The following is a 14,682-nucleotide window of genomic DNA, read 5'->3' as shown; positions in this document are numbered from 1 at the left end:
ATAAAATCTGGTATGATGGGTTATATAAAAAGGAGTCGATGAGATGGAGAAAATACTGATTGTAGAAGACGATTTGGAAGTCAGCGAGATGCTGGAAAAAATATTACAAGAGAGCTATCAGGTCGTCCTTTCATACTCCGGTACGGAAGCTCTGTTACAACTTCAAACACAATCTTTTGCTTTGATTCTCCTGGATATTATGTTGCCAGGAAAAAATGGTCAGGAAGTGCTGAGGGAAATCAGAGAATTTTCCCCAACTCCAGTAATCATGCTGACGGCTCTATCAGACAAACAACTGGTGGTTGAGTGTTTGAAGCAAGGGGCCGATGATTATATCACCAAGCCTTTTGATAGGGGAGAATTAATGGCACGAATCGCTGTACAGTTGAGAAATAAACCTGCCCATGCCTGTCTGCCGGCAGAGGACATGAAGATCAAAGAAATCAAACTGGACAAGGATTTATTTAAAATCACCCGGGAGCAGCAGGAGGTTCCCTTGACAAAAAAAGAATTTGTACTGCTGGAAATACTGGGACGCTATCCGGAGAGGGTGTTTACAAAGGCGGATTTATATGAGTTGGTTTGGGAAGAACCGTATTTCGGTGATGAAAATACGTTGAATGTCCATCTAAGCAACTTAAGGAAGAAAATTCAGCTTCTTGACGCCACTCAAGAGTATATTGAGACAATTTGGGGGATCGGCGTGAAACTGGCTAAGTAAAGGAGGGGTTTCTATGTGGTATATTTTTATCTCAGTAATATTTTTCCTCTTGATTTTTTTGCTTGGACGTTTTCTGTGGACGATGGCTTCAATTGTCAGACAACTGGAAGCGATTGGGGACAGTGAAACGAATCAGGAAGTTAAATTAAGCGGGCGGTACCCGCTTTTTGTCCGGTTAACATTGATGATTAATCGGATCATCCGCAAAGAAAAGACAACTCGGCAACTATCCAGACAAACGCAGCGCCAATTTGATCAGGCAATCCATAATATTGCCCATGATGTGCGTACGCCGTTAACGGTTGCCCATGGCTACACTCAACATCTGAGAGAACATCTGGACACCCTTTCAGTGGAAGATTCCCGGGAGATTCTGGATAAAGTATCCCGGAATTTATTCGCAGTGGAGGAAAGAGTGGAAAATTTACTGACATACAATCGGCTGATAGAAAAACAAACACAGGAGACATTGACATTCGCAGAGCTTGATGTCAGCCGTTTGATCCAGTCGGAACTCTTGAAATTCCATCCATCTTTTTTAGAAAAGGAGATGGAATTGTCTGTGCAAATAGCCTCTGGATTAAAAGCGATAACGGTAGAAGACCATTTGAAGAGGATTTTTCAAAATATGATGGGAAATATGCTGGAACACGGGGTAGAAAAAGGAGAAGTCCTGTTGACAGAGGCAGAAAATTGGCTGATTATTCATGCAGAAAATCAAATGCCACAGGAGATTTTGTCTCCCCAACGTTTATTTGATAGATTTTACACAGAAGATCTGGCGAGAGAAAAAAAGAATGCCGGGCTGGGGTTGTTTATTATTCAAGAGCTGACCAAAGACTTGGGGGGAGAAGTAGCTCTGACTTGTAAAGGGCACACTTTTTTACTAAGTGTTCGTCTCCCCCTAAAAGGACCCTCTCCAAAAGAGTAACCATTACTAAAAATAGCCTGCTAACGACTGTAGCGCCCCCAAGAGCTAGATCAAATGGGAGGGGCTACAGCACAATTGCCGTTAGCAGGTTCTTTTATTTCTTTTTGTCAGCTTTACGCCATTTTATTTCCAATATCAACTGCCCAGCGATGACTAAGGCAAGATAGAAGAAGAACCATTTTGGGGAAGGCTGCCACTTCATTACGTAAGCAATAACAGTCATAGCTGCGGAAAAAATTGCGACTAAAAACCAGAACTTTCCCCAAAACTGATTGCTGAAGCGAAGATATTTTTTCTTCTCTTTCCTAAAAAAACAGGTGATGTCGTTCCATGGGGTATTCGGTGTGAACAGCATCAAACTGCCAAATAATCCGATGACAACAAATGGGAGAAAAAACCAATTCATTTTAGACCTCCGATGGGTGATTTTTTTTCGAAAAGCCCTTGCGATGGTTAGATTTCTTTTTGTTTGAAAATCACCAAAGATAAGGCGCAGAGGGAAACAATAAAGATTAAAGCAGCATAGGAAGTTTTGATATAGAAACTATCCGACGTCCCTTGGAAGATTCCCATGGTCATGGCTGAACTGAAATCAATATATTTCAGCCAGCTGATTTTTGTAAAAGTAACTTGGAGCACATTGATTAAAATCGGAAGTGTGATCACAAGGATAATAGCTGTGATTGCGCTGGATGTGATGTAAATCATCGTGATTCCCAGTGTGAAAATTGCCAGTAGTAAAAGGAATTGAAAACCGATGCTTCTACTGGTGTGAATGATGAAGTCCTTTGTCCAACCGTCGCCGAGACCGTTAAGGAGACTGCTTGTCAGAAAAGAAAATCCGTAATAATAAAGCATCTGAACAAATAAAACGCTCATAAGGGTGATATATTTCGAGAAAAAATATTTCGTACGAGAGATTCCAACAGTTAAATTGTTTTTAAGGGTGTTGTAAGAGAAATCCCTGCCGACGATGATGACAAATAAAGGGATCATCATATAGATACTGATGCTAACCTGGCTGCCCATAGTTTGAAAACTTTCAATTCCCGTCCATTGGAGTTCGTTGACCTTAGCGATACTTTCAGAAAATTCGTTATTGATTGATATGCCCCCTGCGGCATGCCCTGCTACAGAAGTAATAATGAATAAAATGAGCAAGACTTGAGAAATCCAGAAACCTTTTGTATGAAACAAGCGATAAAAATCTGCTCTGATGGTATTGATCATGTTTACATCTCCTCCTATAACCGGCTGGTGCTGATTAATTTTGTAAAATAAGTTTCCAGCTCCATCCTGTCTTCATATAATTCACAAACGGCCACATCATTTTCTACCAACATCTTATTAATGGCCGGAATATTCCCGTTAAAATCATAAATCTTGATAGTTTGCTGGTCAACGATTTTAAAATTGGCACTGCTATCGGCTTTCATCAATAAAAAGCTGGCTTTTTCTGTATCGTCTACCTTGATATGGATATTTTCATCGCAAATCGTTTCAAATTCTTTTTTCGTCAGTTCTTTGACTAGACGTCCCTTATGAATGATCCCGAATGTGGTTGCCACATGATAAAGTTCAGATAAAATATGGCTGGAAATAATCATCGTTATGCCCAACTCTTGATTCAGACGCTGGATGATTTTCCGGAAATCAATGATGGCAATGGGGTCCAATCCGTTGATAGGCTCATCTAAAATCAGTAAATCCGGCTGACCAATCAAGGCAATGGCGATCCCTAATTTTTGTTTCATCCCCAGCGAAAAATTCTTGAATTTTTTATTGCCTGTATCGGTCAAATCAACCATCTCCAAGATTTTTTCGATGTCCCCGTTTTCTAAAATACCTCTTAATTTACAATAGTAACGCAGATTTTGTTCAGCTGTTAAGCTGTCAAAGGCCACAGGGGCTTCAATGACACTGCCGGTCCGATCAAGATTACGAATATGTTCACGATGATTTTGCGAGCCAAAGAGCTGCACATCTCCTTCAGTAGGACTGGTGAGTGAGGTGATCGCTTTTAACAGGGTGGTTTTTCCTGCCCCGTTTCTTCCGATCAAACCGTAAATCTCTCCCTGCCTGATGGTTAAATTTATATTAGTCAAAGCCGACTGCTGGTGGTACTTCTTTGAAAGATTTCTAACGGATAGTATTTCTGTCACTGTTTGTCCGCCTCCTTTTCTATATTTCCACTATAACGGATAAGGCTAAATTAACTCTTAAATCATTTATTAAGTCATTCTTAAATCAAAAAACCCCTATCCTTCTGATAAGGAATAGGAGTTTTTTGTTTCATTATCTTGCGTAGCTTTTGCGCATCGCTTTTTTACGATTGTCTTCAATCATGTGTTCCTTTTCTTCGATAGGCTCAATAATTGCCTTCTTTACACCAAAGGCGACACCAGCAACTGCTGCCAAGGTAAAAAATGTTCCAGCAAAAAATCCAGAAGTAAATTTTTTCATCGGTCATCATCCTTTCCTATGTTTACATTATCCGATATTTGCTTTATAAAATCCAGTGTCAGCCTATCATTAAAACAAAAAAAATAGAAAGGTGAATTTATTGCTGTTTCGTCATATAATAGATAGGGTAGTCTGGACGAACAGGCTTTAAAAAAAGAGATAAGACAAGCACAAAAAAAGGAGAGCGTCATGACAATCGATCAATCAGCATGGCATTACGAGGTGCCGGATTTTCCGCGGGAGCTGGCCAATGAACAGGGCGGAGTACACATTGCTTTTTTCCTGCGGTGGATGATAGAAAATGGCTTCTCGGGGACCGAATTGCAAGAGGAGTATCCTGACATTCAAAATAAAGTGAAACAAAACACTTTAGATGTTTTTGAACTTCTAACAGTTTTTTTTGACGGCACCTTGCTGGAAGAAGATTTTACTTCAGAAGGGGCTAGATTTGCCAATGCCTACTACTTGGAAAAAGAAACATTTTCCCGGGAGAACGGAAATTATTTGGAAGATTATGAAAAGGTTTTGCCCCAGCTAGAGCATGTCAAAGGCTTTGAAAAAATTTATCAAGGGGTCATTTACAATGAGCTCAATTACCAAAAAGTCAAAGAACTTATGGACGGACGATTCAAAGCGTATCAAAAGTGGCTGGAAAATGATTCTTTAAAGGGATGAGGATAAAGATGACAGAAACAAAAACAAAAATTTTTGCCCACCGGGGAAGCAAGGCCACACATCCGGAAAACACATTACCTGCCTTTGAAGCAGCTGTCGATTGTGGGGCAGAGGGCATCGAATTAGATGTCCATCTGTCGAGGGACGGGCATCTGATTGTAATTCATGATGAAAAAGTGAACCGGACAACAGACGGCAAAGGCCGAATAGCTGACCTGACGTTGGCACAAATAAAAAAATTGGATGGGGGAAGCTGGTTTTCTGGAAAATTTGCCGGTACTCAAATACCTACTTTGGAAGAGGTTACTTTATTTTTGCAGGAAAAAAACTATTGCGGCACATTGAACATCGAAATTAAAACTGATGTGATTCAATATGAAAACATAGAACAAAAGGTCAACGATTGGATGATGAGTCGTCCTTGGTCTTTCACCTTCCTATATTCGAGTTTTTATTTTCCGTCTTTGGAGAAACTGGCTTTGATTTCCCCTGAAATCCCCAAGGCATTAATCTTATTTGCCGAGGAAGAACTGATTCAGCTGGGCGTTTACAGTCCGATCATCAGCGGTCTTCATCCAAAATATACTTGGATTGAAAAGCAGTCCCAAAATATGTCTGACTTTCCCAAAGCTTTGCGCCCGTGGACGATCAATAAAAAGGAGCAGATGATTGTCTGTTTTGATAAAAAATTGACTGCTATCCACACTGATTACCCTGAAAAGGCACTGAATGTGAGAAAAGAGTGGCAAAAAATATATGGCAGCTAAACAAAAAATCGTTGTAATTGTGGGACCAACAGCTGTGGGCAAGACGGCTTTAAGTGTTGACTTGGCGAAAAAATTCCAAGGTGAAATTATCAGCGGAGACTCCATGCAAGTGTACAAGGGGCTGAATATCGGAACAGCCAAGGCAACGAAAGAGGAGCAGCAGGGAGTTCCCCATTTTCTGCTGGATGAAATCGAAATGACAGACCGTTATTCGGCAGGAGATTTTCAAAAAGCTGCCCGAAAGTACATTCAAGAAATCGGAGAACGGGGGCACCTGCCAATCATCGTAGGCGGAACAGGATTGTATATTCAGGCGCTCTTGTTTGATTTTACGTTGGGGGGACAAGAAAACATTACAAAAGAAAAGCAGATCATCCGCCGTCAATGGGAACAAATATCGGAAGCCAAGGGCAAAGAATTTGTCTGGGAATATTTGAAACAAATCGACCCGGCGGCAGCCGAAAGCATTCACCCTAATAATCTCAGGCGGGTCATCCGGGGAATAGAAATCATGGAAACCACTGGAAAGAGTATCATAAAGCAGCAAAGAGAAATCACTGATTTATCCGCTTCATTGTACGATGTGAAGCTGATTGGTTTGACCACGGAAAGAGAGCTGCTCTATGAGCGTATTAATCATCGGGTGGAGCTGATGATGAAAGCGGGGCTGTTGGAGGAGGCTCGAATGGTATTTGAAACTCCGAATGCCCAGTCAGCACAAGGAATTGGCTATAAAGAATTTTTCCCTTATTTTTCCGGGGAGATTTCATTGGATGAAGCAGTAAGCCAGGTAAAACAAAATTCGCGCCGCTATGCTAAAAGACAACTGACGTGGTTCAGAAACAGGATGAATGTCTCATGGCGGGATTTAGTACAAGAGCCTGAAAAAATAACGGAACTGGAAGAAGCATTGGCAAACTGGCTGAAATAAAAGGAGAAGAGAAGATGAAAGAAAGAGTTTTAGTGGTTGGTGTTGAAACTCCTGAAAATTTTGAATTTTTCCATGAATCCATGCAGGAATTAAAAAATTTAGTGGAGACGGCCCGTGGAGAAGTGGTGGCTGAACTTGTTCAAAAACGGCCTAAAGTAGATTCGAGAACAATCATCGGGCAAGGTAAAATGGCTGAATTAAAACAATTAGTGGATGCCCATGAAGTAGATTTAGTGGTGTTTAATCAAGAATTAACACCAAGGCAAGGCATCACGATTCAAGAAAAACTTGATTTGCGAGTCATTGACAGAGTACAGTTGATTTTAGATATTTTTGCTATGAGAGCCCGCTCAAAGGAAGGGCAACTACAGGTGGAGTTGGCACAACTGAATTATATACTGCCTCGTCTGGTAGGAAAAGGGCTGGAACTTTCACGGCTAGGCGGCGGGATCGGTACACGGGGTCCCGGAGAAACTCAGTTGGAAACGGACCGGCGCCATATTCGACGGAAAATCACTGGAATCAAACGTGATTTAAAAGAAGTGACCGCTCACCGGGAGCGCAGCCGGCAAAAACGTCAATCAGCTAACGTTTTTCAAATCGGATTGATTGGTTATACTAATGCCGGTAAATCAACAATTTTAAATAACTTGACTGATGCAGAAGCTTATTCCCAAGATGAGCTGTTTGCCACGTTGGATCCATTGACCAAGCGCTGGAAAATCAATCAGACGATGGAAGTTACTTTGACCGATACGGTAGGTTTTATTCAGGATCTGCCTACCCAGCTAATCGAGGCTTTTCAGTCGACCCTTGAAGAAAGCCGCGTCATGGATTTGCTGCTTCATGTGGTGGATGCCAGTTCGGCTGACCGGCATCTTCAGGAAAAAACGGTGATGTCTCTGCTGCAGGAGTTGGAGATGGAAACCATTCCTGTGCTGACCGTGTATAATAAAATGGATTTGGTCGCTTCCCACGAATTTGCCCCTACCCTTTTTCCAAATTGTCAGCTGTCAGCTCTTGAACCGGACAGTGAAAAAGTATTGGAGCAGGCCATCATTGAAGAAGTGAAAAAAATATTTTCACCGTATCAATTAACCTTTGGCCCGGAGGATGGGAAAAAAATTCATGAATTAGGCAAACATACCCTGGTCACTTCACAAATGTTTGATGAGCAGAAAGAAGTGTATCGGGTCACTGGCTATGCGCCAAAACATTCTAAATGGATCGGAGATAATCAATGAGTTGGAATCAATCTTTAAATGATGAACTACGCCAAAAAATAGTATTGGCTGAAAAAAAAATAGAGGAGAAAAGAAAAGAGATTCAGGAAATCGCCTTGACTAATCAGGCCAAAGTGTTAGCCGCCTTCAGACGTCATCAAGTTTCAGAAAGTCATTTTGCCATGTCAACTGGTTATGGTTATGACGATATGGGAAGGGATGTTTTAGAAGCTGTGTATGCCGATGTTTTCGGTGCAGAAGACGGCATCGTGAGGCCGCAAATCATTTCAGGCACCCACGCGATTGCTACGGCCCTGTTTGGAGTGTTGCGCCCAGGGGATGAGTTGGTGTATATCACCGGCACCCCTTATGACACATTACTTGAAGTCATCGGTATCAACGGGGACGGTATCGGTTCCTTCAAGGAATATGATATATCTTATAATGAGGTGGATTTGAAGGAAAACGGAAGTGTCGACTTTGACGGAGTGTTGGAAACAGTTTCTGAGAAGACTAAAGTCGTGGCTATCCAGCGTTCACGGGGCTACGATCAGCGACCTTCATTCACTGTGGAAGAAATTCGGGAGATGGTTGATTTTGTCAATCGGCATTTTCCCAAAGCAATCATATTTGTTGATAATTGTTACGGTGAATTTGCGGAAACTATTGAACCAACTGAGGTAGGGGTTGATTTGATGGCCGGCTCATTGATAAAAAATCCTGGGGGCGGTATTGCCAAAACTGGCGGTTACATCGTGGGGCGTAAAGAGCTGATCGAAAAATGTGCTTATCGGCTGACCACACCCGGTGTGGGGAAAGAAGCAGGTGCGATGATCTATAGCGGTCATGAGATGTTCCAAGGCTTTTTCTTGGCCCCTCATGCAGTCAGTCAGGCTATTCAAGGAGCAATATTCACTGCTGCCCTGCTGGAAGAGTTCGATGTCCATTCTACTCCCAAATGGTCTGATGAGCGGACGGACTTAATTCAGATGATCGAGTTGGAAGACCAAGAAAAAATGGTGAAATTTTGCCAAGCTATTCAAAAATATTCTCCTGTGGATGCACACGTGTCTCCAATCCCCGCTTATATGCCTGGATACGAAGATGATGTGATCATGGCTGCGGGCACCTTTATTCAAGGAGGCAGCTTGGAATTGACTTCGGATGGACCAATTCGTCCGCCGTATCGTTTGTATGTGCAGGGAGGATTGACTTACGAGCATGTGAAGATTGCCGTCAGCCATGCGGTACAGGAAGTTTTTTTTGAGCAATAAAAAAATCTTGTTTCATGTAAACAAGAAAGAAGTAATAAATCAAAAAATAAGACTGATAACAGTGATTATGTGTAACGTAAACAATTGCTCCCCAAACAAGCAGAGCAGACAATTCATGTTTGCTTACTGTTTTTTAGAGAACAAGTTGTCATGTTTTCACTGGGTTCAGTCTTTGAATAAGTGCAGGTTAACTTTCCGACCCCACAGGAATGGAAATCTCAACGAGATGATTCGTTCGAATGTGATCCAACTGGGAAATGCCTTGGTGTTTCGGGAGCAATTTGTCTAAAACAAAAGTGATTTCACTGTCTTTGACTTTGCGGTTTTTATTTTGGATGACAATTTCATTATGGGTGGGCGCCTCACTATATATTACGTTGGTTTTTCCAACAGTATAAACTCTTACCAGATGACTGTCAGTATTTTCCAGTTGACTGGTGACAAGTTGGGGATAACTGTTGGTGACATCGATTAGTTTCATCTTCTTACCTCCCATCAGAGCATAATTTATTACCTTAATTGTACCTCTTTTTTAAAAAAAATGAAACAGAAAGTGTAAGTGTATCTAAAAAGACTTTCGTTTTACAACGCCGTTTATTTCAGCGGAAGTCCCATCTTGCTAAGTATTCAGTTTATTTTCGAAACAGCTTACTTAAACTGTTATTCTTTTGAGAGACAAAAAAAGACTCAATCCTAGGATTGAGTCTCTTTCATTTCCATTTTTTCTGCTACTTTCGCATGAACTTTAATTGTTCCATTTTCATCAAGGTAAGCTTCAAAATCCGTTGTTCCCGGATGATCGAGATAGAAGCTGGCCAAATTATCTTCCAGTTGTTCTTGGATGACACGGCGAAGTGGACGTGCCCCCATTTCAGGGTTGTATCCCAGATCAACCAGCTTTTCTTTCACATTTGCCGGCACCTCGATATGTAATTTTTGGTCTTCCAGCATTTCATTGACTTCATTTATCATCAAGTCGACGATTTTCAGCAAGTTTTCTTTTGATAGCGGCTTGAATTCAACGATTCCGTCGAAACGGTTTAAAAATTCAGGTTTGAAGTAATTACTTAATTGTCCTAACACTGATTGAGTCGTTCCTTCTCGGATCGCACCGAATCCCACATTAGCCTCAGTAGTACCTGTACCTGCATTACTGGTCATGATGACTAGAGTATCCTTGAAGCTGACTGTCCGACCCTGAGCATCTGTCAGACGTCCGTCTTCGAGAATTTGCAGGAACATATGCATCACGTCCGGGTGAGCTTTTTCAATTTCGTCCAGCAGAACCAGACTATATGGAGAGCGCCGCACCTTTTCGGTCAACTGTCCGGCCTCTTCGTATCCTACATAACCGGGAGGGGAGCCTATCAGTTTGGAGACGCTGTGTTTTTCCATGTATTCACTCATATCCAAACGAATCATTGTTTCGCTGGAACCAAACATTTCAAAAGCCAACTGTCTTGCCAATTCCGTTTTCCCTACACCTGTTGGTCCGACAAATAAGAATGACCCGATCGGGCGGTTTTTCTTATTTAATCCAATCCGATTGCGTCGGATTGCTTTGGCAACTTTATCAATGGCTTCATCTTGGCCAATGACCTTCTTTTGCAATTCGTCAGCCAAGTATTTCAATTGATTTTGTTCCTTGGCTTTCAAATCTCCAACTGGGATTCCAGTTTTTTGTTCAACGATTGCTTCCATGTCTTTTTCAGTGACCACCGGCATGTCTTTATCTGCGACCTGATTGTCTTTCAATTTTTCTAAAGTGGCGATTTGGTCACGGTAGTAAGCCGCTTTTTCATAATCTTCTTCGTTAGAAGCAATTTCTTTTTGTTCAATCGCATTTTTTAAACGTGTTTCCAACAATTCAGGATCAACAGCTTGAATCGTCAAGTTTTTCTTGGAACCAGACTCATCCAGCAAGTCGATGGCTTTGTCCGGCAAGAAGCGGTCCTGAATATAACGGCTGGACAGAGAAACTGCACTTTCGATGGCTTCATCAGTATAAGTCACATGATGATAGTCTTCGTAACGTTTTTGAATCCCTCTCAAAATGGCGAGGGTTTCTTCCTGTGTGGGTTCATCAACTTGAACAGGCTGCAGCCGGCGTTCCAGAGCAGCATCTTTTTCAATGACCCGGTATTCGTTCAGAGTAGTGGCGCTGACCATTTGTAATTCCCCACGGGCCAATGCTGGTTTCAAAATATTTCCTGCATCCATACTTCCGTCGCCAGCACTGCCGGCTCCCACGATTTCGTGGACTTCGTCAATGAACAAGATGATTTTCTTGTTGGATTGAACTTCTGTCATGAGCTTTTGCATCCGTTCTTCAAATTGACCTCGAATGCCGGTGCCTTGAACAAGGGAAACAACGTCCAGCTGGATGACTTCCTTATCTAAAAGTTTTTGCGGAACTTCCCCATTGACGATTTTTTGAGCGAGACCTTCTACTACAGCAGTTTTTCCTACACCGGCCTCTCCAATCAAAACAGGATTATTCTTTGTTCTTCTATTCAATATTTCAATGACCCGTGTAATTTCGCTATCTCTTCCGATGACAGGATCGATCCGGCCTTGTCTTGCTTCCTCAGTGAGATTCACACCGTATTCTTCCAACAAAGAACCTCCTCTTTGCTGACCGGGACCTTGTGGGGGCATACCTCCGCGCCCGCTTTGAGTAGGAGGGGTCTGTCCGAACTGGTTTGGTGATTGCCCTTGTTGAGACAATGAGCGGTACCAATCCTCGATGGAACTGAACCCGTAAGGATCTTTCGACATATTTGGATTCATGGTTCCTCTATATTTGGCGTTCAATTCGCGGTAGCAGTTCTGGCAAAGGTAAACTTTTTGCGTTTCATGACCATTATAAACAGTAAAATGGATTGTAGCTTCGTTTTGTTTACAGTTTTGACAAAGCATTCTTTTTCACATCCTTCAAAATGAATAGCCAAACAGGATATTGACCTTGTCTGACCTTTAATAGTATTATATCATTAAATAGTAAACTTTCAAGAAATAGGCATTTTAATTGTTGAAAAAATAATAGCTAAGGCAAGGTGAGTGGGAATGCTCGAAAATCCATATACGCTGAAAATTAATCAGCTGATTACGGGGGAAATCACAGAATTAATCGTATCAAAAGAAGAATTTATGCTTTTTCGCGATGCTTATCTGGCACACCCTGAAAGGAAAAAAATAGAGGGGGAAGCAGGGTTGGGCGGAGAAGTTAGATATCAAATGTGCAAAAACGGGTGAAACTATCGATAAATAAATAAAAAAGTTGTAAGTAAGCATAAAAGATGGTAATCTAAACAAATGAGGGGGCTTTTTTTTTCGTATCACGATGTTTCTCGTTTTTAAAAATAAGCCCTAAAATAAAAAAATATCTTCATCTAAAGGAGACGGATCAATTATGGAAAAAAAAGATTTTCACATCATTGCAGACACAGGGATTCATGCTCGCCCAGCTACTTTACTAGTACAGACTGCTAGCAAATTTAATTCAGATATCAATCTGGAGTATAAAGGCAAATCAGTTAACTTGAAATCAATCATGGGAGTAATGTCCTTGGGCGTTGGTCAAGGAGCTGACGTAACGATTTCTGTTGAAGGTGCTGACGAAGCAGAAGCTATGGCTGGTATTGTCGATACAATGAAGAAGGAAGGATTATCAGAATAATGTCAGAGATGCTAAAAGGAATTGCTGCTAGCGACGGCGTTGCAATTGCAAAGGCGTATTTACTGATAGAACCTGATCTTTCCTTTGACAAACGCATAGTGGAGGACTCCCAGGGAGAAATCGCTCGTTTGGAACAAGCTTTGGCAACGTCTACAGAAGAAATTCAAAAAATTCGTGACAAAGCTGCTGAAACTCTTGGAGAAGCAGAAGCTCAAGTCTTTGACGCTCACTTAATGGTTCTTTCCGACCCTGAAATGACAGGTGCGATCGAGTCCAATATCACAGATAACAAAGTGAACGCAGAGTCTGCATTAAAAGAAGTGACAGACATGTTTATCGGCATGTTTGAAGCAATGGAAGACAATCCTTACATGCAGGAACGTGCAGCGGATATCAAAGACGTGACGAAACGGGTGTTGAGTCACTTGTTGAATGTCAAATTGCCTAACCCTTCGATGATTAATGAGGAAGTCGTTGTGATTGCACACGACCTGACTCCGAGTGATACTGCTCAGTTGGATCGTCGATACGTTAAAGCATTTGTCACAAACATCGGCGGTAGAACTTCTCACTCGGCAATCATGGCCCGTTCTTTAGAAATCCCGGCAATTGTTGGGACTAAGTCGATTACCAAGATGGTAAAAGACGGCGACATGCTCGCTGTGGACGGCATAGCTGGAGAAGTAATCGTTCATCCTGCAGAAGATGAAATTGCAAAAGTTAAGAAAACCGGCGAAGAGTTTGCAAAGCTAAAAGCTGAATGGGATAAATTGAAGGATGCAGCAACAGTTACTGCAGACGGCAAACATTTAGAATTGGCTGCAAACATCGGAACGCCAAAAGACTTAGAAGGTGTCAACAACAACGGTGCTGAAGGTGTCGGATTATACCGGACAGAATTTCTTTATATGGATTCTTCTGAACTTCCAACAGAAGATGCGCAGTTTGAAGCCTATAAAGCAGTGCTTGAAGGAATGAACGGCAAACCAGTAGTTGTTCGTACGATGGATATTGGCGGGGATAAAGAATTGCCTTACTTGCCATTGCCTCACGAAATGAACCCGTTTCTAGGTTACCGTGCGCTTCGGATTTCATTGGTGGAAGATGATATTTTCAGAACACAGTTGCGTGCTTTACTAAGAGCATCTGTTTATGGAAAATTGCGCATCATGTTCCCGATGGTAGCAACTTTAGTGGAGTTCCGCAGTGCAAAAGCAATTTTGGGAGAAGAAAAAGCTAAACTGATCGACGAAGGTGTCGCAGTGGCTGATGATATTCAAGTGGGTATCATGATCGAAATTCCAGCAGCGGCAGTTATTGCTGATAAATTTGCTAAAGAAGTTGACTTTTTCAGTGTGGGGACGAACGACCTTATCCAATACACAATGGCAGCAGACCGTATGAATGAACGGGTATCTTATTTGTATCAACCATACAACCCGTCAATTCTGCGTTTGTTGAAACATGTCATTGACTCTGCTCATGCAGAAGGCAAATGGGCCGGTATGTGCGGGGAGATGGCTGGAGATCAAACAGCTGTGCCATTATTGATGGGACTAGGTTTAGATGAGTTCTCCATGAGTGCCACAAGCATATTGAAAACACGCAGCTTGATGAAACGTCTTGACACAAGCAAAATGGCTGAATTAGCTGATAAAGCGATCAATGATTGTGACACTGCTGATGAAGTTGTTGCTCTAGTGCAAGAATACGTAAAATAAAATTTATTGGTTTGTTGTCAACTAATGTTGATTAAGACCGAATAGATTAACGAAGTCAGAAAACTACCTGAGCGAGTTGCTTAGGTAGTTTTTTTGTTTTTTTCAAACTGGAGTGCTGTCAGTGGTTTGTCAGTTCCTGCTATGTTGATTTTTTTTTGCTCTTCGTTAAATGATATCATCAATTCTAATCATCCTCGTTTTTTTAGTAAGGATATTTATCCTGCTGATACATGTGGTTATCGTACTCGGATTATATCTGGCGGTTTATAAAAAATGCCGGTATAAATAACTTTTATA

Annotated in this window: 16 protein-coding genes; 10 read left to right on the top strand and 6 right to left on the bottom strand. The window is 41.7% G+C overall.

Annotated features, from left to right (window positions below; all coding sequences use genetic code 11):
- Positions 1-43: 43 nt before the first annotated feature.
- Both AC4PHI_RS11185 and AC4PHI_RS11180 read left to right on the top strand, forming a co-directional pair.
- The gene (locus AC4PHI_RS11185) at positions 44-721 is read left to right on the top strand and encodes a response regulator transcription factor (RefSeq protein ID WP_492199943.1); all 678 of its coding nucleotides are present in this window, start codon (positions 44-46) and stop codon (positions 719-721) included.
- Positions 722-734: 13 nt separating this feature from the next.
- Positions 735-1,652 carry a sensor histidine kinase gene (locus AC4PHI_RS11180; RefSeq protein ID WP_492199942.1) on the top strand — a complete coding sequence of 306 codons (918 nt, stop codon included), beginning with the start codon at positions 735-737 and terminating at the stop codon, positions 1,650-1,652.
- Between the two features lie 94 nt (positions 1,653-1,746).
- Here AC4PHI_RS11180 and AC4PHI_RS11175 read toward each other — a convergent pair whose 3' ends face one another.
- The 4 genes from AC4PHI_RS11175 to AC4PHI_RS11160 form a co-directional block, all read right to left on the bottom strand.
- A complete protein-coding gene (locus AC4PHI_RS11175) occupies positions 1,747-2,058 on the bottom strand; it encodes a hypothetical protein (RefSeq protein ID WP_492199941.1) in 312 nt (103 codons plus the stop codon).
- A gap of 47 nt (positions 2,059-2,105) precedes the next feature.
- Positions 2,106-2,882: a DUF2705 family protein gene (locus AC4PHI_RS11170; RefSeq protein WP_492199940.1), complete on the bottom strand. Its 777-nt coding sequence runs from the start codon at positions 2,880-2,882 to the stop codon at positions 2,106-2,108.
- 14 nt (positions 2,883-2,896) lie between these two features.
- Positions 2,897-3,814: an ABC transporter ATP-binding protein gene (locus AC4PHI_RS11165; RefSeq protein WP_492199939.1), complete on the bottom strand. Its 918-nt coding sequence runs from the start codon at positions 3,812-3,814 to the stop codon at positions 2,897-2,899.
- A 133-nt stretch (positions 3,815-3,947) separates the two neighbouring features.
- The gene (locus AC4PHI_RS11160) at positions 3,948-4,115 is read right to left on the bottom strand and encodes a DUF3042 family protein (protein WP_492199938.1); all 168 of its coding nucleotides are present in this window, start codon (positions 4,113-4,115) and stop codon (positions 3,948-3,950) included.
- A gap of 189 nt (positions 4,116-4,304) precedes the next feature.
- Here AC4PHI_RS11160 and AC4PHI_RS11155 point away from each other — a divergent pair, with 189 nt between their 5' ends.
- Genes AC4PHI_RS11155 through AC4PHI_RS11135 form a run of 5 tightly spaced genes read left to right on the top strand, consistent with a single transcriptional unit; the run spans position 4,305 to position 8,985 of the window.
- A complete protein-coding gene (locus AC4PHI_RS11155; RefSeq protein ID WP_492199937.1) occupies positions 4,305-4,790 on the top strand; it encodes a DUF7832 domain-containing protein in 486 nt (161 codons plus the stop codon).
- Positions 4,791-4,798: 8 nt separating this feature from the next.
- The gene (locus AC4PHI_RS11150) at positions 4,799-5,557 is read left to right on the top strand and encodes a glycerophosphodiester phosphodiesterase (protein ID WP_492199936.1); all 759 of its coding nucleotides are present in this window, start codon (positions 4,799-4,801) and stop codon (positions 5,555-5,557) included.
- Positions 5,547-6,488, top strand: a complete 942-nt coding sequence (gene miaA / locus AC4PHI_RS11145) for a tRNA (adenosine(37)-N6)-dimethylallyltransferase MiaA (protein ID WP_492199935.1) — start codon at positions 5,547-5,549, stop codon at positions 6,486-6,488. Before AC4PHI_RS11150 ends, miaA begins: the two co-directional genes overlap by 11 nt.
- Before the next feature lie 14 nt (positions 6,489-6,502).
- Positions 6,503-7,732: a GTPase HflX gene (gene hflX / locus AC4PHI_RS11140; RefSeq protein WP_492199934.1), complete on the top strand. Its 1,230-nt coding sequence runs from the start codon at positions 6,503-6,505 to the stop codon at positions 7,730-7,732.
- A complete protein-coding gene (locus AC4PHI_RS11135; RefSeq protein WP_492199933.1) occupies positions 7,729-8,985 on the top strand; it encodes a methionine gamma-lyase family protein in 1,257 nt (418 codons plus the stop codon). Before hflX ends, AC4PHI_RS11135 begins: the two co-directional genes overlap by 4 nt.
- A gap of 187 nt (positions 8,986-9,172) precedes the next feature.
- On the opposite strand, the gene AC4PHI_RS11130 is transcribed toward AC4PHI_RS11135, so the two are convergent.
- The gene (locus tag AC4PHI_RS11130; RefSeq protein WP_492199932.1) at positions 9,173-9,466 is read right to left on the bottom strand and encodes a DUF1827 family protein; all 294 of its coding nucleotides are present in this window, start codon (positions 9,464-9,466) and stop codon (positions 9,173-9,175) included.
- Between the two features lie 212 nt (positions 9,467-9,678).
- Positions 9,679-11,904, bottom strand: coding sequence for an ATP-dependent Clp protease ATP-binding subunit (locus tag AC4PHI_RS11125; RefSeq protein WP_492199931.1), 2,226 nt, complete (start codon positions 11,902-11,904; stop codon positions 9,679-9,681).
- A gap of 147 nt (positions 11,905-12,051) precedes the next feature.
- Here AC4PHI_RS11125 and ykzS point away from each other — a divergent pair, with 147 nt between their 5' ends.
- From ykzS to ptsP, 3 genes are all read left to right on the top strand, one after another.
- Positions 12,052-12,240, top strand: coding sequence for a protein YkzS (gene ykzS / locus AC4PHI_RS11120; protein WP_492199930.1), 189 nt, complete (start codon positions 12,052-12,054; stop codon positions 12,238-12,240).
- Positions 12,241-12,397: 157 nt separating this feature from the next.
- Positions 12,398-12,664, top strand: coding sequence for a phosphocarrier protein HPr (locus AC4PHI_RS11115; protein ID WP_126809418.1), 267 nt, complete (start codon positions 12,398-12,400; stop codon positions 12,662-12,664).
- Complete coding sequence (gene ptsP, locus AC4PHI_RS11110; protein WP_492199929.1) at positions 12,664-14,385, top strand: phosphoenolpyruvate--protein phosphotransferase; 1,722 nt, start codon at positions 12,664-12,666, stop codon at positions 14,383-14,385. The genes AC4PHI_RS11115 and ptsP overlap by 1 nt, the downstream gene beginning before the upstream one ends.
- Positions 14,386-14,682: the final 297 nt, after the last annotated feature.

The sequence above is a fragment of the Vagococcus sp. QWL-13 genome (assembly GCF_058683555.1).
This window is presented reverse-complemented; position numbering and strand designations above follow the sequence as displayed.